At 58.8% G+C, this 20,130-nt stretch carries 19 protein-coding genes and 1 pseudogene; 10 read left to right on the top strand and 10 right to left on the bottom strand.

Going from position 1 to position 20,130, the window contains the following annotated elements:
• Positions 1-30 precede the first annotated feature (30 nt).
• From ACY8FN_RS11110 to ACY8FN_RS11100, 3 genes are all read right to left on the bottom strand, one after another.
• Positions 31-366 carry a DUF3634 family protein gene (locus ACY8FN_RS11110; RefSeq protein WP_463100038.1) on the bottom strand — a complete coding sequence of 112 codons (336 nt, stop codon included), beginning with the start codon at positions 364-366 and terminating at the stop codon, positions 31-33.
• Between the two features lie 105 nt (positions 367-471).
• Positions 472-1,440 carry a nucleoside hydrolase gene (locus ACY8FN_RS11105; RefSeq protein WP_463100037.1) on the bottom strand — a complete coding sequence of 323 codons (969 nt, stop codon included), beginning with the start codon at positions 1,438-1,440 and terminating at the stop codon, positions 472-474.
• Positions 1,441-1,662: 222 nt separating this feature from the next.
• Positions 1,663-1,956 (bottom strand): hypothetical protein, encoded by a 294-nt coding sequence (locus tag ACY8FN_RS11100; protein WP_463101158.1) that lies wholly within the window; start codon positions 1,954-1,956, stop codon positions 1,663-1,665.
• A gap of 212 nt (positions 1,957-2,168) precedes the next feature.
• Here ACY8FN_RS11100 and ACY8FN_RS11095 point away from each other — a divergent pair, with 212 nt between their 5' ends.
• From ACY8FN_RS11095 to ACY8FN_RS11050, 10 genes and pseudogenes are all read left to right on the top strand, one after another.
• Complete coding sequence (locus ACY8FN_RS11095) at positions 2,169-3,614, top strand: coniferyl aldehyde dehydrogenase (protein ID WP_463100036.1); 1,446 nt, start codon at positions 2,169-2,171, stop codon at positions 3,612-3,614.
• 14 nt (positions 3,615-3,628) lie between these two features.
• A complete protein-coding gene (locus ACY8FN_RS11090; protein WP_414731114.1) occupies positions 3,629-4,258 on the top strand; it encodes a TetR/AcrR family transcriptional regulator in 630 nt (209 codons plus the stop codon).
• Entirely contained in the window at positions 4,239-4,757 is a 519-nt protein-coding gene (locus ACY8FN_RS11085; protein WP_463100035.1) for a hypothetical protein, read from the top strand. The genes ACY8FN_RS11090 and ACY8FN_RS11085 overlap by 20 nt, the downstream gene beginning before the upstream one ends.
• An 18-nt stretch (positions 4,758-4,775) precedes the next feature.
• The gene (locus ACY8FN_RS11080) at positions 4,776-5,960 is read left to right on the top strand and encodes an iron-containing alcohol dehydrogenase (protein ID WP_139427695.1); all 1,185 of its coding nucleotides are present in this window, start codon (positions 4,776-4,778) and stop codon (positions 5,958-5,960) included.
• Positions 5,961-6,154: 194 nt separating this feature from the next.
• Entirely contained in the window at positions 6,155-6,415 is a 261-nt protein-coding gene (locus ACY8FN_RS11075) for a GNAT family N-acetyltransferase (RefSeq protein ID WP_005347229.1), read from the top strand.
• Positions 6,402-6,992, top strand: a complete 591-nt coding sequence (locus ACY8FN_RS11070; RefSeq protein WP_463100034.1) for a nucleotidyltransferase family protein — start codon at positions 6,402-6,404, stop codon at positions 6,990-6,992. Before ACY8FN_RS11075 ends, ACY8FN_RS11070 begins: the two co-directional genes overlap by 14 nt.
• Before the next feature lie 71 nt (positions 6,993-7,063).
• Positions 7,064-8,887, top strand: a complete 1,824-nt coding sequence (locus ACY8FN_RS11065; protein WP_463100033.1) for a SulP family inorganic anion transporter — start codon at positions 7,064-7,066, stop codon at positions 8,885-8,887.
• Between the two features lie 120 nt (positions 8,888-9,007).
• Complete coding sequence (locus tag ACY8FN_RS11060; protein WP_463100032.1) at positions 9,008-10,369, top strand: MATE family efflux transporter; 1,362 nt, start codon at positions 9,008-9,010, stop codon at positions 10,367-10,369.
• Positions 10,366-10,977 (top strand): hypothetical protein, encoded by a 612-nt coding sequence (locus ACY8FN_RS11055; RefSeq protein WP_303842619.1) that lies wholly within the window; start codon positions 10,366-10,368, stop codon positions 10,975-10,977. The genes ACY8FN_RS11060 and ACY8FN_RS11055 overlap by 4 nt, the downstream gene beginning before the upstream one ends.
• A gap of 306 nt (positions 10,978-11,283) precedes the next feature.
• Positions 11,284-11,559: pseudogene (locus ACY8FN_RS11050) on the top strand (IS4 family transposase); the annotation flags it as partial.
• Between the two features lie 198 nt (positions 11,560-11,757).
• Here the strand turns inward: ACY8FN_RS11050 and ACY8FN_RS11045 are convergent.
• The 7 genes from ACY8FN_RS11045 to ACY8FN_RS11015 all read right to left on the bottom strand — a co-directional run bounded on the left by ACY8FN_RS11045 (position 11,758) and on the right by ACY8FN_RS11015 (position 19,510).
• Positions 11,758-12,702 carry a TerC family protein gene (locus tag ACY8FN_RS11045; protein WP_101324246.1) on the bottom strand — a complete coding sequence of 315 codons (945 nt, stop codon included), beginning with the start codon at positions 12,700-12,702 and terminating at the stop codon, positions 11,758-11,760.
• A 298-nt stretch (positions 12,703-13,000) separates the two neighbouring features.
• Positions 13,001-13,996 (bottom strand): murein tripeptide/oligopeptide ABC transporter ATP binding protein OppF, encoded by a 996-nt coding sequence (oppF, locus tag ACY8FN_RS11040; RefSeq protein ID WP_068977238.1) that lies wholly within the window; start codon positions 13,994-13,996, stop codon positions 13,001-13,003.
• A complete protein-coding gene (oppD, locus tag ACY8FN_RS11035) occupies positions 13,997-14,977 on the bottom strand; it encodes an ABC transporter ATP-binding protein (RefSeq protein WP_042021334.1) in 981 nt (326 codons plus the stop codon).
• Positions 14,978-15,031: 54 nt separating this feature from the next.
• Entirely contained in the window at positions 15,032-15,943 is a 912-nt protein-coding gene (gene oppC / locus ACY8FN_RS11030) for an oligopeptide ABC transporter permease OppC (RefSeq protein WP_042021331.1), read from the bottom strand.
• A gap of 14 nt (positions 15,944-15,957) precedes the next feature.
• Positions 15,958-16,878: an oligopeptide ABC transporter permease OppB gene (gene oppB / locus ACY8FN_RS11025; protein ID WP_042021329.1), complete on the bottom strand. Its 921-nt coding sequence runs from the start codon at positions 16,876-16,878 to the stop codon at positions 15,958-15,960.
• Between the two features lie 97 nt (positions 16,879-16,975).
• Positions 16,976-18,595, bottom strand: a complete 1,620-nt coding sequence (locus ACY8FN_RS11020; RefSeq protein WP_463100031.1) for an ABC transporter substrate-binding protein — start codon at positions 18,593-18,595, stop codon at positions 16,976-16,978.
• 279 nt (positions 18,596-18,874) lie between these two features.
• A complete protein-coding gene (locus ACY8FN_RS11015; RefSeq protein ID WP_005337678.1) occupies positions 18,875-19,510 on the bottom strand; it encodes a YchE family NAAT transporter in 636 nt (211 codons plus the stop codon).
• Between the last annotated feature and the right edge of the window lie 620 nt (positions 19,511-20,130).

Raw genomic sequence — 20,130 nt, 5'->3', positions numbered from 1 at the left:
GTTTGCTATTGATGAACCGCGCTCAGCTGCTTATCCCTTGCGGGATTTGGGACCCGGCAGCGGCGCCGTTGGCTGGCGGTAATCGCCATAGGGGAAGATATTGCGAAAACGCTGAGCCACCGGCTCGGGGATGGAGCGAGAGAAGACCAGCTTCACGCCATCGCCATCGCGATGTCCCACAATGCGACCGCGCACCGTGTCGTGGCGCAGGATCTGCTTGGCATGCTCAATAAAGGCGGGCGACACCTTGCCCTGCTTGACCACCACCTTGCCGGGGGCAAGGCGGATCTCGAACAGGGCGCCACGTCCCAGCTTCATCAACCACCAGATCAGCGCAATCGCCACTATCAAGGAAATCCAGGCCATCTCCATCCCTCCCAAGGTCTTGATATCAGGCAGTATAAGCGGCGGTGCGCCCCGATTGTTTGGCGCCGATCACAGCCCCCGCGTTACCGCGATACAAGGTCACCCTCAGCAATCCTTGCCCCAGGCTACCAGCGTCTCGCGATAGAGCGCCAGCAGCGCCTCATCGCGCACCGCCACCCCGACCTGCTGGGCACGATAGTCGGCCCAGCCGTCGTGGGGGTGGGACCTGCCATCAAATTTTTGCAGGGTATGACCGATGGCGGGCCCCTCGTTGATGACCCGCACCGGCCCTTCCCGCAGAGTAAACAGGGTCGGATCTATCACGTAGGCGATGGCGGAGGGATCGTGCACGTGGCAACCATCCAGACCGATACGCTCCGAATAGAAGCGCAGGTAGAAGCGGCTGACATCCCACAGGAAGCGGCCCGGCTCCCCCGCCTTATCCTTGAGATCATCCAGATAGGCGCTGCTGAAGAAGCTCTGCTGGGTCACATCCAGCCCGATGATCACCACCGGCCAGTCTGCGGTAAAGACCCGGTCGGCGGCTTCGGGATCATCGTGAATATTGGCCTCGGCATAGGGAGTCACGTTGCCGCGATGGCCGTTGACGCCAAAGGCGCCCCCCATCACCACCACCTGTTTTACCAGCGAGACAATCTCGGGCGCCTGTTGCAGCGCCAGCGCCAGATTGGTGAGCGGGCCGATAGTGACGAGGGTGATCTCCCCCGGCGCCGCTTTCAGCGCGTCAACCATGTATTGCCAGGCGGGACGGGGATCCGGGGCTATGGTGACTGCCCCTGCCTCTATATCGCCAAAGCCGCTCATGCCGTGGACTATGGTGGTGGGGCCGACCGGTTCACGCAGCAGCGGCGCGGCCGCCCCCTTGGCCACATCCGCTTTCATACCATATTTCTGCTTGAGCCAGAGGGCGTTGTGGGTGCCATTGTCGATGGTGGCGTTGCCAAAAACGGTGGTGATGGCGAGCAGCTCGATGGCGGGGTGCGCCTCGGCAAACAGAATGGCCATGGCATCGTCGATACCCGGGTCGGTATCGAGAATAATTTTATGGGTCATGAGAAATTCCTACGGCGACAAGCCCAGCGATAAAAGGGAGAGTCTACCCGGCTGACGGCCCCGTATCCCGGCATGGGATCACAGACCGGGCCTTTGCTCCCGGCTGCGAGGGCGCGACTGGCGACAATCAGCACAAAAAACGGCGCGGCCCTGTTGCCAGCGCCGCGCCATTTATCGTTGTTCGTTATCTGCTATCTGGCACTGATCTACCTGACTGCGCCCTCAGTGCTTGCGATGCCAGCGCGGTGAGGTCGCCTTCTCCCCCCAGGGGGTAATGCAGGGCAGCAGCGCTCCTTCAATCACCACCTCGCTGCCCGCCAGCGCCTCGGCGATCTTCTGGTGCAGCACCCGCAGCACCTTGCCCTCATGCTCGGCCAGAGAGTGACCGGCAGCAAAAAACTCCGGCTGATATTGCAGTGCCAGCTTCTGGGCAAATTCATAGGTGTTGAAGCAATCCGGCATCCGCTCAACCACATCGTCAAGCCGGGTCAACAAGCTGTTCAATTCCCTGGTCATCATGATCTCTCCTTGTCGGTTAATAACCAAAACCTACCCCTTATTGGATAAGTCACCAATGAGCAAACCACAAAAATGTGGTGGGGCACACAGTTCTCTCTTGCGTCCTCCTCGTGGTGAGCGGGAAACAGCTTGCCAGCTTTACATTCTTGCAACAAAGCGCTAGATTCAGACCGACTAATCAGTCGGTTACTTTTCATGCGGAGAACAACATGGGTGCGGCGCAGCGTCAACACAATCCAGAGGATATCCTCGCCATCAAATTATCCTTACCGAACCATCTGGCTCGGCTAAAGCGGGCGAGTCTGGCCCACCCCATGCCGACACTGGCCGAGCGAAAAGCACAACTGAACAAACTCAAACAGGCGCTGCTCGCCAACAAGGGGCAGCTGTGCAAGGCCTTGGCCGAGGACTATGGCCAGCGCAGTGAATACGACAGCCTGATCGCCGATGTACTGCCCTGCATCATGCAGATCAACTACACCCAGAAGCGGCTCAAGCGCTGGATGCAACCTCACCGCCGTCATGCGGGTCTGCTGCTGGCCCCCGCCAAAGTAGAAGTACACTTTCAGCCGCTGGGGGTGGTCGGCATCATAGTGCCGTGGAATTTCCCGGTGATGCTGAGCCTAGGCCCCCTTATCACCGCCATCGCGGCCGGTAACCGGGCGATGCTGAAGCTCTCCGAGTTCACTCCCCAGACCAACACCGTATTGCGGAGCCTGCTCACCAGCGTCTTTGACGAGCACGAAATCGCCATCATCGAGGGGGATGCCCAGATGGCAGCAGCGTTCAGCTCGCTTCCGTTCGATCACCTGCTCTTTACCGGCTCCACCATGGTGGGCAAGCTGGTGATGGCTGCCGCCGCGCCCCAGCTCACCCCGCTGACCCTGGAGTTAGGTGGCAAGAGCCCCTGCCTTATCGCCCCCGACATGCCGGTGGCCACCGCGGTCGAGCGAATGATCTTCGGCAAGAGCCTCAACGCCGGGCAGATCTGCGTCGCCCCCGACTATGTGCTGCTGCCCCGCAGCGAGGTGGATAACTTTATCGCCGCTTATCGCAGCCACTTCAGCAAGCTCTACCCGCAAGGGCTCGCCAGTACCGACTACGGCGCCATCATCAACGACCGTCAGTATCAGCGCCTCGTCAGCTGGCTGGAGGAGGCCGAGCAGGCAGGGGCCCAGATCCACCCCTGTGCCAGCCCGGCCCGTGACGATCAGCGCCGCCTGCTGATCCCGCACCTGCTCACTGGAGTACCCGAGCGCTGCCAGGTGATGCAGCAGGAGATCTTCGGCCCGCTGTTGCCGCTTATTCCCTACGACACCCTGGAAGAGGCGCTCACTTATGTGGCCGAGCGGCCCCGCCCGCTGGCGCTCTATCTGATGAGTTTCGACTCCGAGCTGCAGGCACAGGTAACCCGGGAGACCCACTCCGGCGGCATGGCGATCAACGAAAGTCTGTTTCAGGTGGCTGCCGATGATGTGCCGTTTGGCGGCATCGGCGCCTCCGGCATGGGCCACTACCACGGCCACGAGGGGTTTCTCACCTTCTCCAAGGCGAAAACCGTGCTGACCCGCGGCAAGTTCACCACCGGCTCGCTGATCCACCCGCCCTACAAAGGCTGGATCCAGAAGCTGATGATGGCCTTTTTCCTGCGCTGATGGAGAACCACGCCATGAGTCAGCCCGCACAGCAGAAACCGCTGTCACCGCCGATGACCGACAAACGTCGCCAGATCCTCGATGCCGCCCTCGCCTTGTGTGCCGAGGATGGCCTGCAAGGGGCGGCCACGGCGCGGATCGCCAAGGCGGCTGGGGTCGCCAATGGCACCCTGTTCCATCACTTCCCCAGCAAGGAGGCACTGATCCTCCAGCTCTATCAGGATGTGAAAACCCGGATGGGGGCCGCTATCCATGAAGCAGACCCGGCCCTGCCGCTGTACGACCAGACCCGCCACTATTGGCAACTGGCGATGGGGTGGATGCAGGCCCACCCCAACGAGCTCAAATTTGTGTTGGGTTTCTTTCACTCCCCGCTGCTGGCCAGACCGGCTCGCAGCCAGATCTTGCACGAGGCTTTGCGTTTTCTGCCCGCCCTGCTGGCAAAAGGACAGGCCAGCGGCGAGCTGATGAACGCCCCCGCCCCACTACTGCTGGAAGTGTGTCAGGGGCAATTTCTTGCCTGTGCCTCACTGTTTGTCGATCAACCCCACCTTGGGCAGGATGCCTACTGGCAAGCCAGTGCGTTCGCCCTGTTCTGGTCAGCCATCTCAGGAGCCAATCCCTATGCAAACAAGGATGTTTGAATCTGCGGCCGCCCTTGGCCGCCGCCTCTGGATCACCACCCTGCTGTGGGTGGTGGGTCGCACCCTCTGCCGCGCCGCCCGCACCGACGCGGCGGTACGACGGGAGCTGGCGCCGCTGCAAGACGGGCAGGCAATCCGCCTTGAAGTCTGCGGTATCCCTTACGCCATGAACATGCACAAGCAGGGTGGCCGCTGGTATCCCGGTGCACCGGTCGCCCCTCATGCCACCCTCCATCCGCTGCGGGTGCGCTTCAAGCATCCCAATATCGCTTTTCGCACCCTCAGTTTTCGGCTCGGGGTCAATCAGGCATTCAGTGAAAACCGGCTGCTGGTGGAGGGGGACTTAACCGTCGCCATGCATCTGGTGCGGGGGCTGGAACAGTTGCAAGCGCTGATCCTGCCCGCCTTTATCGCGCGCACTTTGCTGCGTGACTATCCCGCCCCGACCAACAAACTCGGTCGGGCATGCAACATCTATCTGGGTCTGGTGACCGGCTAACGTGCAAGGAGCCTTTAAATGAGCCGCTACTACGATTTTTTCTGCCCGGTCAAACTGTTGGCCGGTGAACAGGCGCTGGAGCAGTTGGCCAGTGAACTGGCCAGCCTCGGGGCACGCCGCCCGCTGCTGCTGACCGACAAGGGGGTCAATGCCACCGGTCTTGCTACTCTGCTGGCCAATGTGCTGGCCGAGGGGGAGCTGCCAGTCGCCGCCATCTGGGACGAGATCCCGGCCGACTCCTCCACCGCCGTGGTGGAGCGGATCGCCAAGCGCTACCGCGAACTTGCCTGCGACAGCCTGGTGGCACTGGGGGGCGGCTCGGTCATCGACACCGCCAAAGCGGTCAATATTCTGGCATCCATGGGGGGCGAACATCTACTCGACTACTCTGGCGCAGGCTGCCTGACTCATGCACTCAAGCCGCTGGCAGTGGTGCCCACCACGGCGGGCACCGGATCAGAAGTGACACTGGTTGCCGTGATCAAGGATGAGGCCAGTGGCCGCAAGGTGCCCTTTACCTCCCCCTTCCTGCTACCCCAGCTGGCAGTGCTCGACCCGCGCCTGACCCAGGGGCTGCCGCTCAATATCACCGCCGCTACCGCCATGGATGCCATGACCCATGCCATCGAGGCCTTTCTCGGCACCGCCAAGAACCCGGTGAGCGATGCACTGGCACTGATGGCGGTGGAGAAGATAGCGAATGCCCTGCCGCAAATTCTCACCGATCCGCAGAACAAACAGCTGCGGCTGCAGCTGGCGGAAGGCTCCACCCTGGCCGGCATGGCCTTCTCCAACTCCATGGTGGGGCTGGTGCACGCCCTCGGCCACAGTCTGGGGGCCCGCTGCCATCTGCCCCACGGGCTGTGCATGAACCTCTTTTTGCCCACCGTGCTCGACTACAACCGCCCCGAGGTGGATAACGAGTTGGCCCGGCTGCTGTTGCCGCTGGTAGGGGCGGAGCGCTTTGCCGCCACCCCGGCCCACCAGCGGGCAGAGGCGACCATCACCGCCATCCGCACCCTGCGCGATACCTTGTGGCAAGCGGTCAAGCTGCCACGTACTCTCAACGAAGCAGGTGTGAGCGATCGCTCGCTGCTGGGGGAGATCCGCGATCTGGCGATCAACGACGGCGCCATGCTGTTCAATCGCAAAGATGCCGATCGTGAGCAGTTACTTACCCTGCTGGAGCGGGCCTGGGCCTGATCCCGGCACTGAACCTGTGCCCGGCGGTCAGTCGGGCACCTTTAATCAGCATCGCGATAGCAACCCTCCCGCAAACCGGATAAACCAATGCCAAACCGGATGATATTGGCCACGGGCTCTCATTATCTGTTCTATACCTTGGCTAACCGTTATCTTGTGCCAACAGACTTATCTTCATGCCAGAGGTGCCCACCATGAGCGAGATCATTCATCAGGCCAACCAGCAGCAGTTCATCTGTATGGTGGAGGGGAAAGAGTCGAGACTGCGCTACCGGCGGCTCGATGCCAAGACTATCGACGCCTACAGCACCTTCGTGCCCCCCGAGCTGCGGGTACAGGGGATTGCCGATCAGCTGGCGCGCGCCTTCTTCAACTGGACTCAGGCGGAGGGGCTCACTATAGTGCCGAGCTGCCGTTACATTGATGTCTGGTTACGCCGCAATGCCAACAACTGAACCTCTGAACACCGCCCTCGAACAGCAATTCCAAGCCAAAACCGAAGCCCTGCTGCGGACCGATCCGCAGCGGATGGCCTGCCTGCAAGCCGCCGCCGAGCTCAATCTGCCCGATTGGGCGCTGGGGGCCGGCTTTATCCGCAACCTCATCTGGGATCACCTTCACCACAAGGCGGTGCCCACCCCGCTCAACGATATCGACCTGATCTATCTCGATAACAGTGACCCGCAAGGACTGGCCGAGGTAGAGCATGAAGCCTGGCTGGCAAAGCGGCTGCCGGGCCAACTGTGGGAGGTGCGCAATCAGGCTCGCATGCACACGCGCCAACTGGTCGCGCCGTTTGCCAGCAGTCTGGAGGCGCTGAGCCACTGGGTCGAAGTGCCCACCTGCATCGGCGTGCGCCTGAACCAGGATGGTGAGTTCGAGTGGCTCGCCCCCTACGGCTTTGCCATCAACTGGTCGCTGCAAGTGAGTGCCAACCCCAGATGTCGCCAGGACAAACAGATTTTCACCCAGCGTATCAAGGAGAAACGCTGGCAGGCTATCTGGCCTGACCTTCAGGTAAACTGGCCATAACCTGATTGCAATCTTTCGATAACCTTGGGCACACTAGGGGAAAAGCTGGTTGTAACTCAATGGGTTAAATAATGCGCGACTTCTTCTCTCTCGAACGCTGGCTACCGGGCCTCGCTGCCCTGCTGCAATACCAGCGCGCCTGGTTGATGCCAGACCTTCGCGCCGGACTCTCGGTGGCGGCCGTGGCACTGCCCGTCGCCATCGCTTATGCCGAACTCGCCGGGGTGGGGGCCATCGTCGGTCTCTACTCCTGCATCCTGCCCATGTTGGTCTACGCCCTGTTTGGCACCTCCCGCCAGCTGATTGTCGGCCCCGATGCCGCCACCTGCGCGGTCATTGCCGCCGTAGTGACGCCGCTGGCCGCAGGCGACCCGACCCGTCACTGGCAGCTGGTGATGACCATGACCGCCATGACCGGCTTCTGGTGCCTGATTGCCAGCCGCTTCAAGCTGGGGGTGCTGGCGGACTTTCTCTCCCGCCCGATCCTGATGGGGCTGCTCAACGGGGTGGCCATCACCATCATGGTGGGCCAGCTCTCCAAGATCTTCGGCTTCACCTTCAGCGAGCGTTACCTCATCGAGCGGATCGCCAGCGGCGCCAGCTATATCACCCAGACCCATTTGCCGACCCTGGCCATGAGTCTGGTGGCCCTGCTCACCCTGCTGCTTGCCAAGCGCTACAAACCGGCATGGCCCTCCTCCATGGTGGCTATGGTGGTGACCGCGGCGCTGGTGTGGGGGTTCAATCTGGGCCAGTTTGATATCGCTACTCTGGGGGCGGTGGGCTCAGGTCTGCCCGCTTTCCAGATGCCGGAGTTCCCCCCAGGTCTGATGCGGGAGCTAGTGCTGCCTGCCCTTAACCTGGCCATGGTGAGCTTCGTCTCCATGATGCTGACCGCCCGCAGCTTTGCCGCCAAAAACGGTTACGAGATAGACGCGGACAAGGAGTTCCGGGCCCTCGGTATGGCCAACCTCGCCTCCGCCATCTCCCAGGGCTTTGCCATCAGCGGGGCGGATTCGCGCACCGCGGTCAACGATGCCAACGGCGGCAAGAGCCAGCTGGTCTCCATCATCGCCGCGGCGGTGATCGCCCTCATCACCTTCTACCTGACGGCGCCGCTCAAATACATTCCCACCGCCGCCCTCGGGGTGGTGCTGGTGATGGCGTCCCTATCGCTCACCGATTTTCGCGGCCTCTGGGCCCTGCGCCACTCGGATCGCTCCGCCTTCTGGCTGGCGCTGATCACCTTTATCAGCGTGCTCACCATGGGGGTGATCCCGGGGATCACCCTTGCGGTATTGCTGGGGCTGTTCCAGTTCCTGCGCAATGTGATGCGCCCCACCGATCAGCTGCTCGGCATGGATGACGAAGGGGTGGTGCGCACTCTGGGGGACAACGAGCAAGCCAAGGCAATCCCGGGCATTCTGGTCTATCGCTTCAACTCGCCGCTGACCTACTTCAACGCCCCCTACTTCAAGCGGCGGGTGCTGGCCTTGCTGGTGCAGGATCCCCGCAATCCCAAGTGTCTGGTGATCGATGCGGTGGCCTGCTTCACCCATCAGGACATCAGCGTGATGAGCATGGTGGGGGAGCTGCACAAGGATCTGAAACGGCGTGGCATCCACATGGTGATGGCGGGCCGCCACGGCCAGATGACCCACTGGCTCAAACAGGCGGGCGTGCGGGTGGGCGACGAGGGGATTATCCTCTGCCCCGATATGTATCAGGCGCTGCGCCTGACCCGCTGCTATCGCGAGCCGGTGTTCAAGGATGATGCAGTAGTGGAGAGCACCACAGATGCTATCCGCGCAAATTGGCCACAGGATGATGCCCTGCCCGACTCGGCGCGCCTCACCCTGCCGAGCGAACAGGAGGCTGGCGCTACTCCTGCCTGATCCCTTGGCCTGATCCCCGGGCCGGGCAATCCTGCACAAGGATTGCACCGGCCTCGGCCTTGGTGTTAAATGCGCCCCCAGAGGGCACTTCCCCGTGCCCGTACAGCTGTTGGACACGCCATGCAATCTCAATCCCACGCAGGCCCGGGCACGCTCTTTGCGCTGACCTGGCCGCTCTTTATCGATCTCGCCCTGCACTTTCTGACCGGCGCCCTCAACACCTTCATGGTGGGTCACGTCTCCTATCAGGGGGTAGCCGCGCTGGCGGTCGGCAATCAGGTGTTCGATCTCGCCATCACGCTGTTCAGCTTCGTCAGCATAGGTACTAGCGTGGTGATCACCCAGTATCTGGGGGCGGGCGATCGGGAGAAGAGCCGGGTGGTGATCCACACCGCCATCGGGTTCAACCTGCTGATCGGTCTGGTGGCCGCCATCGGCGTAATGGCGGGGGCCAGTACCATGCTGACACTGATGAACCTGCCCGCCCACCTGATGAGCGACGCCACGCTTTACTTACAGATCATCGGTCTCTGCCTGTTGCCTGAAGCGGCAGCCCTCTGTCTGGCCGCGACCCTGCGCGCCCACGGCCACACCCGGCAGGCGATGTATGTGACGCTCATCGTCAACCTCATCACCTTCGTCGGCAACCTGCTGCTGCTCTACGGCTGGTTCGGCCTGCCCCAGCTTGGTGTCGCCGGTGTCGCCATCAGCACGGTCGCGGGCCGACTGGTGGGCGTGGTGCTGCTGGTGTGGCTGGTGGCCCGCAAGACCGGCATTCGACTGGTGGTGCGCGATATCGTCCACCCCAGCCGGGAGATGCTGGGCAAGGTACTCCATATCGGCCTGCCGGCGGCAGGGGAGAACCTCTCCTGGATGCTGCAGTTCATGGTGGTGACCGCCTTTGTCGGACTGCTGGGTGACAAGGCGCTGGCAACCCAGTCCTACTTCTTCCAGATCTGCCTGTTTATCCTGCTGTTTGGTCTCTCCATCGGCCTTGGCAACGAGATCATCATCGGCCATCTGGCAGGCGCCCGGCGTTTCGAACAGGCCTACAAACAGCTGATGAAGAGCCTGAAGCTGGGCCTCATCGTCACCACAGTGATCGCCATCGCGGCAGCGCTCAACGGCCGCACCATCATCAGTCTGTTTACCGACGATGCGGACATCATCACCCAAGTGGCGCAGCTGTTTCTCATCAGCCTCATCCTCGAACCCGGCCGCACCTTCAATCTGGTGGTGATCAACGCCCTGCGGGCCACCGGGGATGCCCGTTTCCCCCTCTACATGGCGTTGCTCTCCATGTGGGGAATTGCCGTGCCACTCTCCTATTTCCTCGGTATCATGCAGGGCTATGGACTGGTCGGTATCTGGCTGGCGCTGGCCTGCGACGAGTGGGTGCGCGGTCTGGCCATGTTCTGGCGCTGGCGCAGTCGTCGCTGGCAAAACAAAATTCTTGTTGAAACAAAAGCGGAATCACAATGAAGAAGATAGGACTCTTGCTGGCTGCCATCCTGCTCAGCCCCCTGGCCATGGCGCAAACTGCCCCTGCCGCACCCAAGGCTCAAGCCACCCAGACCTGGTATGTGGCCCCCATCGCCATCGATGAAACCAGCGACGCCCAGAAGGCGCTGACCAAGGACTTCATGGCCCAGATGATCAAGACCATCAAGATCAACGAGTACCAGACCGGCAAGGCGGTGGGCAACACCAAGAAGCCCAAGTGGCTGATCCGTACCAAGCTGATGCCCGCCAGCAACGAGCCGCTGGTCGGCAAGAAGCACCCTCAGGGTCTCACCTACGGCAAGGGCAACCCGGCCCAGGAGATCGTCGGCGAGCTGCTGATGAACGGCACCCTGGTGGCCCACATCGGTCAGGGCTGGCGTGAGCCTATCGTCCCGGGCACCCCGGTGGCCGACAAGCTGACCATCGCCAACTATCGCTACGCCATCGGGGATCAGGCCAAGTCAGCAGATCTGGAAGAGCTGGCCGCCCAGATTGGCTTTGAAGCGGGCAAGGTGATCCACCGCGATGGCAAGCCGCTGCCCGAGAAGAAAAAGAAAAAAGAGCAGGCGGACGAAGAGAAAGAGTAACGTCGCCAGCACCCAGACAAAGGGCCATAGGGCTGTCTCTTATACAGAAATCCCCAAGCATTGCTTGGGGATTTTTTTACTTTGTCCCCCTTGCGTGATCTGAACCTGTCATAGCCCCATCCAGGTTCTAACATGCCCCTCACTCAACCGGCACAATGGGCTCGGGCTCAGTTTGGCCACGCGAACCTATAACACTCCGTACGGCTGTTCGCGCCGCGCGAGCGCAAGGTCGTTGGCATTGCCGACCAATGTATCTGGCCCCGTGATGTCAGCACCCGAGGGCTGTGCATTCGATACTGTGACTGGCTGGCGTGGCACCTGCTGACCACTGAAGTCGTGACGACATCAGAGCAGGCCAGCGAGATTATCGGCGACGACGAGCGGCGCTGGCTCATCGAGGATTATCACAAGACCTGGAAGAGTGCGGGCACCCGGGTCGAGGGGTTAAAGAGGCAGAGCAGGGAGAATCTGACTCGGATGTGCGTCATTCTGGCGTTTATCGCGGCGCGATTGCTGCCGTTGCGATGTATCAAAAAGGAACCATCCGCAGCGGTAGAAAAATGCGAAGCACTGCTTGGAACGTAAAGCTGGAAGCTGCTGTGGTTGCAGATGGATGAAGAAGCCACTGCCGGGTAAGGCTGTTTTCAGTCAATCTTCCTCCAGCCTTTATACAGCGTGGCTTGCAATAGAAAGAGGGAGGCATCATGCCTCCCTCGCTTTTTAGCCCTGATACTAGGTGGACTGGCACTCAAATTCACTTAAGTGAATAGCATTGCGCCTTTAAGCCGCCTTTTTACGGGTCACAAACAGGCTTAGCCCCATGGACGCCAGCAGGATAAGCGCAACTACACCAAGCGCAATGCCGGTCGGGATCTTGAAGATATCCAGCAGCAGCATCTTGACCCCGATAAACATCAGGATCAGCGCCAGACCATACTTGAGCAGGACGAAGCGATCAGCCACGCCAGCCAGCAGGAAGTACATGGCGCGCAGGCCCATGATGGCGAAGATGTTGGAGGTCAACACGATGAAGGGATCCGTGGTCACCGCGAAGATGGCCGGGATACTGTCCACCGCGAAGATGAGATCGCTCACCTCCACCAGCACCAGAATGAGCAGCAGCGGGGTGGCATAGCGCACACCGTCACGCCAGACGAAGAAGTTCTCCCCTTCCAGGGTCTCGGTCACCTTGAAGCGACGGCGCATCCAGCCCAGCAGCGGGTTGTTGGCCAGATCTGGCTCCTTGTCGGCCGCCCACAGCATCTTGGCACCGGTCAGCAGCAAGAAAGCGCCAAACAGATAGAGGATCCAGTGGAACTGCTCGATCAGCCAGCTGCCCGCGAACACCATACCGGCACGCATCACGATGGCACCCAGTACCCCGTAGAGCAGCACGCGACGCTGCAGCTCGGCCGGAATGGCAAAGTAGCTAAACAGCATCAGCCAGACGAAGACGTTGTCCACCGCCAGCGCTTTCTCGATAAGGTAGCCGGTGAGGAACTCCAGCCCCTTCTGGTTGGCAATTTCACGGCCTGCACTGTGATCCAGCCAGAACCAGATAGCCAGGTTGAAGAGCAGCGCCACGCTGATCCAGATCAGAGACCAGATACCGGCCTCTTTGAGAGATACCTTGTGTGACTTGCCGCCACCGACAAAGCGTATGTCTACCCATAGCAGGACCAGCACTATGCTGAAGAAACCGGTCCACATCCACCATTCACCCATGTTCACCTCTCCCAAAAACGAAAAAACCCACATCCGAGAGGCGTGGGTTTGCGTTTAGAGCAGATACACCTTGCCTCTCGGCAAGGTCTCACTTACAGCCAATTTTCATCGACTGCCCAGCTGCCGGGTTCACCTCAATGGATGCACCGTAATGACGACAAACCGGCGAGAAGTTACTCCCCTTGTTGCGCGGATATTAACAGCGGTAAAAGATAACGCCAAGGGACATCTTCATCTGTGGCCAAAATTAAGCGGGGTGCCACCTGAGCACCCCGCAAATCGGTTCAATAAATCGCCATCAGAGCGGATCAACCTTGAGGCAGGAGACCGCGTGATCGAAGTTCCCTTCCAGCTGGGGCCGGGTCTTGGCGCACTCGGGGCCTGCCACCGGGCAGCGGGTGCGGAACACGCAGCCGGATGGCGGGTTCATCGGTGAAGGCAAGTCCCCTTCCAAAATCTGAATCACCTTGTTGCGCTCCAGCTCCGGATCCGGGATCGGTACCGCTGACATCAGCGCCTTGGTATAGGGGTGTAACGGATTGGCGAAGATCTCCTTGCGGGTCCCCAGCTCAACGGCATTGCCCAGATACATCACCAGCACCCGATCGGAGATGTGTTTGACCACCGACAGATCGTGGGCGATGAAGATGAGCGACAGCCCCATCTCCTTTTGCAGGGCTTTGAGCAGGTTGACCACCTGCGCCTGAATGGAGACATCCAGCGCCGAGACCGGCTCGTCACAGATGATCATCTTGGGTTCCAGGATCAACGCACGGGCAATGCCGATCCGTTGACACTGACCGCCAGAGAACTCGTGGGGGTAACGGTTGACCAAGTTGGGCAGCAGCCCCACCTTGCTCATCATGGCGCGCACCTTCTCTTTTACCTCTTCCCGCGACAACTTGGGATAAAAGGTAATGAGCGGTTCAGCGATGATGTCACCTATGGTCATCCGCGGGTTGAGGGAAGCTAGCGGGTCCTGGAAGATCATCTGGATCTCTTTGCGTTTCTCCCGCAGCGCATTGGGGTCGAGCTTGGTCAAGTCATCCCCGAGCCACACAACCTTGCCCGCCGTAGCAGGCACCAGCCCGATGATGGCACGGGCAAAGGTAGACTTGCCGCAGCCAGACTCCCCCACTACCCCCAGGGTCTCCCCTTCGTAGAGACGCATGGTGACACCATCAACCGCTTTAAGATCAGATGGCTTGGCCCAGGGCCAAGCCTTGCCACTCTTGATACTGAAGTGGACCTTGAGATCAGACACTTCCAACAGCAATTTTTTGTCGGCACCCATTTAGTTGGCCCCCTTGTTGATGGCATCCGAAACCCAGTGACAAGCCCGCTCCCGACCGTCATTGAACGGTGTCAGGATCGGTGACTGTTGGCCGCAAATTTCGCTGACCCGGTGGCAACGCTCCTGGAAGGGGCAGCCGGTCGGCAGACGCAGCAGGTTGGGCGGATTACCCGGGATGGTGGGCAGCTCTTCTCCTTCGGTATCGAGGCGGGGAATGGCGCGCAGCAAGCCTTCGGTATAGGGGTGGCTCGGACGATAGAAGATATCGTCGACCTTGCCGTACTCCATGGTACGACCGGCATACATCACCAGTACCTTGTTGCAGATACCGGCGACCACGCCAAGGTCGTGGGTGATCATGATGATGGCGGTGTTGAACTCGCGCTTGAGCTCGTTCATCAGGGTCATGATCTGGGCCTGTACGGTCACGTCGAGGGCGGTAGTCGGCTCATCGGCGATCAGCAGCTGCGGCCTACACAGCAGTGCCATGGCGATCATCACCCGCTGGCGCATACCGCCAGAAAACTCGTGGGGATACATGGCGATCCGCTTGCGCGCTTCGGGGATCTTGACCGCGTCGAGCATCCGCACCGACTCTTCAAACGCTTCCGCCTTGCTCACCCCTTTGTGCAACATCAGCACTTCCATCAGCTGATCCTTCACCTTCATGTAGGGGTTCAGCGAGGTCATGGGGTCCTGGAAAATCATGGCGATCTTCTCGGCGCGGATCTTGTTGAGCTTGTGTTCCGGCAGGTTGAGAATTTCGTCGCCCTGAAACTTGGCAGACCCGGTGATGATGCCGTTTTTGGCCAGCAGCCCCATGATGGCAAATGCGGTCTGGGATTTGCCGGATCCCGATTCACCCACAATGCCGAGGGTCTCGCCCGCCGCGAGGGAGAAGTTGAGGTCGTTGACCGCCACCACATTGCCGTCCGGGGTCTTGAACTCGACCCGCAGATCTTTCACATCCAGTAACTTCATATAAAAACTCCTTATCGATCTTTCGTGATGCTTTCCTGTCGATCCGATGCTCGATTAACGATCCTTCGGATCGAGGGCGTCACGCAGACCATCCCCGAGGAAGTTGAAGCAAAACAGGGTCACCACCATAAAGCAGGCGGGGAACAGCAGTTGCCAGATGGCCACTTCCATCGACTTGGAGCCTTCATCCAGCAGGGCACCCCAGCTGGTCATCGGTTCCTGAACCCCAAGGCCCAGGAAACTGAGGAAGGATTCAAACATGATCATCCCCGGCACCAGCAAAGTGGCATAAACGGCCACGATACCAAGCACGTTAGGGACTATGTGACGGGTGATGATCTTCCACTTGGAGACGCCACAGACGTGGGCCGCCTCGATAAACTCCTTGCTCTTGAGGCTGAGGGTCTGACCTCGCACAATCCGCGCCATGTCGAGCCAGCTCACCGCCCCGATGGCGATAAAGATCAGCGCCAGATTACGGCCGAAGAAGGTGACCAGCATGATCACGAAGAACATGAAGGGGAAGGCGTTGAGGATCTCAAGAATGCGCATCATCAGGCTATCGACCCGCCCACCGATAAAGCCGGAAGCCGCGCCATACAAGGTGCCAATGATGACCGCCACCACAGCGCCCATGATGCCAACCATCAGCGAAATACGGCCACCGAGCAGGGTGCGCACGAACAGATCGCGCCCCAGACTGTCGGTACCGAAGTAGTGACCCGCCTCCATATCTGGCGGTGACTGCATCGCGTTCCAGTCAGGATCGTCAAAGGTGTACTGCGACAGATAGGGCCCGAAGATGACGGCCAGCCCGATGATGGTCAATATAATCAGGCTGGTCAGTGCCGCCCTGTTACGCAGAAAACGGCGGCGGGCATCCTTCCACAGGGAGCGCCCCTCCACCACTTCCACTTTTTGCGCGAACGCGTCAACGGCATCGCGTTTTTCAGTTGAAACAACCATGATGAACTCCCGAATTAGTAACGGATCTTGGGATCGATAAAGGCATAGAGAATATCGACCACAGCGTTAAAGGTGATGGTGAGGGCGCCGACCAGAATGGTCAGGCCAAGCACCATGGAGTAATCACGGTTAAGGGCACCGTTGACGAACAGCTGGCCAATCCCCGGCAAGCCGAAGATGGTCTCGATCACCACAGAGCCGGTGATGATGCCGACAAACGCCGGGCCCAGATAGGAGACCACCGGCAGCATGGCGGGACGCAGCGCGTGTTTGAGGATGATGTGACGCAGCGGCAATCCCTTGGCGCGGGCGGTGCGAATGAAGTTGGCGTTCATGGTTTCGATCATGCTGCCGCGCATGATCCGCGAGATGGCAGAGATGTAGTACATCATCATGCCGAACACCGGCAGTACCATAAACTGGATGCCGCCACCCTGCCAGCCACCGGCCGGGAACCAGCCCAGATAGATACTGAAAAACAGCACCAGCAAAGGCGCCAGCACAAAGCCCGGGATCACCACCCCGGCCATGGCCGACGACATCAACAGATAGTCGATGATGGTGTTCTGTTTCAAAGCGGCAATGGTGCCGAGGGTAACCCCCAGCAACACGGCGAAAAAGAACGCAGCCGCCCCGATCTTGGCTGAAACAGGCAGTGCCTGGCTCACCAGATCATTGACGGTGAAATCCTTGTATTTGAACGAGGGGCCCAAATCACCCTGCACCAGGTTGCCCAGGTAGGTGAGATATTGCATGCCAATGGGTTTGTCGAGCCCATATTTGGCCTCGATGTTGGCAATGACTTCGGGAGGCAGTGAACGCTCGCTGGTAAAGGGGTTACCCGGGGCGAAACGCATCATGAAAAAAGAGACGGTGATCAAGACCAGCAGAGTCGGGATCGCTTCCAATAGCCGTTTAAAAATGAATTTCAACATAGACATTACCTGTCCTGAACTGCTTCCAAATGGTCGCGGTTTTAATAAAGGCCCGCCATCTGGCGGGCCTGCTTGTTATGCGACTTGTTGCTTTAAATCAGTGAGCAATAATGTACATATCTTTGCTGTAGAGGTTATCCAGCGGGTTGGCAGGATAACCGCCCACAAAAGGCTTCACCATCCGAGCCGTCACATACTGGTAGATAGGCGCAATCGGCATGTCTTTGGCCAGGATCTCTTCACCCTGAACGTAGAGCTTGTTACGGGCAGCCACATCGACCTGATCACGGGACGAATCCATCAGCTTGTCAAACTCCGGATTGGAGTACTTACCATCGTTGTTGCCGTGGGTGGTCTGCATCAGATCCAGCATGGACGAGGCTTCGTTGTAGTCGGCGATCCAGCCGGCACGGCCCACATCAAACTGACCCTGTTTCTTGGTTTCCAGATAAGTTTTCCACTCCTGGTTAACCAGGCTCACCTGCACACCCAGCTTCTTCCACATGGAGGCAACGGCCACAGCCACTTTCTTGTGGTTGTCGTCGGTGTTGTAGAGCAGCTCGAACTTCAGCGGTTTGCTGGCATCGAAACCGGCCTCTTCCAGCAGAGCCTTGGCCTTGGCATCACGCTCGGCCTGGGTCATTTTTGACCACTCAGGCGCAACCGGTTTGAAACCATCCACAAAGTCCGGTACCAGGGTATAACCCGGGGTCTGGCCCTGACCCATCACCTTCTCGGCAATCACGTCACGGTTGATGGCGTAAGAGAGCGCGGTACGAACCCGCACGTCATCAAACGGCTTCTTCTTGACGTTGTACTGGTAGTAATAGGTGCCGACATAGCCGGTCACTTTCAGCTCGTCCGGCTTCTCTTTCTTCATCTGCTTGAAGCGCTCGATGGGCATCTGATAGGTGATGTCCACTTCGCCCGCCAGATAGCGGCTGAGATCGGCGTTGGTAGACTGGATTGGCAGATAAACCACCTTGTTGATCACTGTCTTGCCATCGTTCCAGTAGTGCTTGTTGCGCTCCACTTCGACGCGCTCGTTCACCACCCAACTCTTCAACGCATAGGCACCGTTGGATACCATGTTTTCCGGCTGGGTCCACTTGTCACCAAACTTCTCGATCACCTTCTTCGGGACCGGATAGGTCGTGGTGTGGGAAAGCATACTGACGAAATAGGGGATCGCTTTTTCAAGCTGAACTTCGAAGGTATGGTCATCTACCGCCTTCACACCCAGGGTATCAGACGGCTTCTTGCCGGCAATGATCTCGCTGGCGTTGAGGATGGTCGGGATCTCCAGATACCAGGAGTAAGGAGAGGCGGTTTTCGGATCAACGGCGCGTTTGAAGGCAAATTCGAAGTCGTGGGCGGTAACCGGATCACCGTTGGACCACTTGGCATCTTTGCGCAGGTGGAACACGTAGTGCTTGTTATCCTTGGTCTCCCAGGATTCAGCCACAGCCGGGAGAATTTCCCCTTTCGGGCCGGAAGCAACGAGACCTTCGAACAGGTCGCGCAGAATATTGGATTCGACCGTTCCTTCGGTCTTGTGCGGGTCAAGGGTGGCAGGCTCGGAGCCATTACCCTTTACCAGTTGCTGAACATCCGCCAGCTTGGTTCCCGCCGGGACATCGGCAGCCTGTGCCACATTGATGCCACCAAACAGGGCAGCCATCAGAACGGTGTTAATAATTGTTTTTTTATGAGTCATTTCCCTACTCCAACAAGAACATTCCATGCATTTACTAAAGTGACGGGGTCGAAACCCGCTCCCAGCATAATTCCCTGCCAATTGCGATAATGCAACAGATATTGTCAGGGTAATCGGCCTTTTATGGTCAAAAAATCAGCTGCAGCGGTATTTTTCAGTATTAAAATACCGCCTTAAAGCTCACTTTTTATACAAACGACCGATTCTAGAAAAAACCGGGTAAAAAGCAACCAATAAAAAGCCGGTCACCAGGACCGGCTTTGATAAAACAGAGCTGGCTCACATCAAGCTGGGGAAAACCCCCTTGATGCCGGCCACCATGATCTCGATACCGAGCGACATCATGATAAGACCCATGATACGGGTCACCACGTTGATGCCGGTATTACCCATGATCTTGAACAACAAGGGTGCGGCACGGAAGATAAGCCAGGAGCAGAAGGAGAAGACCACTACCACCACCGACATGCCAAGCAGCTGCTGCCAGTGGCTCTGGCTGGCATAGACGATGACCGAGGAGATGGCACCGGGGCCCGCCATCAATGGCAGTGCCAGCGGCACTACGGCGATGGATTCGCGCACCGCCAGTTCACCCTTCTCCTGCTTGTTGTGCTTTACCTCGCCCAGCTTGCCCTGCAGCATCGACCAGGCGATCAGGGTGATGAGCGAACCGCCAGCAATGCGAAACGACGCCAGCGAGATACCAAAACCATCGAGGATCAACTGCCCCATGTACATGGAGACCAGCAGGATCACCATTACCGCAATATTGGCGGTGGTGTTGGTCTTCATCCGCTCGGCCTGGGTATGGTGGCTGGTCAGGCTGACAAATACCGGCAACAGACCAAGCGGATTGATAATTGCGAACAAACCGACAAAAAACTTCAGATACAAAGAGACGTCAATTGCTGCCATAGGCGCCTTCCAATAGTGTTACGGGCCCGTCGGGCCAATCCATTAATTTCGTGCGTAAATTTACATCATAGCCAGAGCGGGCACCAATCAAATCATCACACTTATGCGGGTGATTGTTAGTGAGTTCACCTAATGATTGAAATCAACACGGAATAAAGTGGCAAGAAGATGCGCCTTAACCAGAGAGTTGGTAACAACAAGACAGGCCCATTGCTGACCCCCCCCGCCAGCGCCGCCAGCGCCGCCAGCGCCGCCGGTGCCTCCCGGTTCAGCGAGCCTGGTTGCACCGAGTGACACGGTTTTGCCCAACATAGGAGAGTCACAACCGTCATGATCTCGATGATACAGGGGCCATTTTGCTCTCTAACCCCCACCAGCTAAGGCCGCCACCACGCCAGTTACAATTTCATCACAATCAAAATTTACCGCGGATTAAAACAACAACCATTTACGCAACACTTGCTGTAGATTTGCGCACCACCCCGACATGGCCACCCTGTAAAAATCAAAATGGTTAACTTTAACGGGAGAAAACCGCCGTAAAACCCCCTTTAAAATGTCATTAACCACATGATTAATAGGCCCAAAAACCTTTTCATTACAACTCATATCACTTCCGC

It is taken from the genome of Aeromonas sp. 160P (assembly GCF_055193095.1).
The sequence above is the reverse complement of the archived record's forward strand: the minus strand, read 5'-3'. Positions and strand labels throughout refer to the sequence as shown.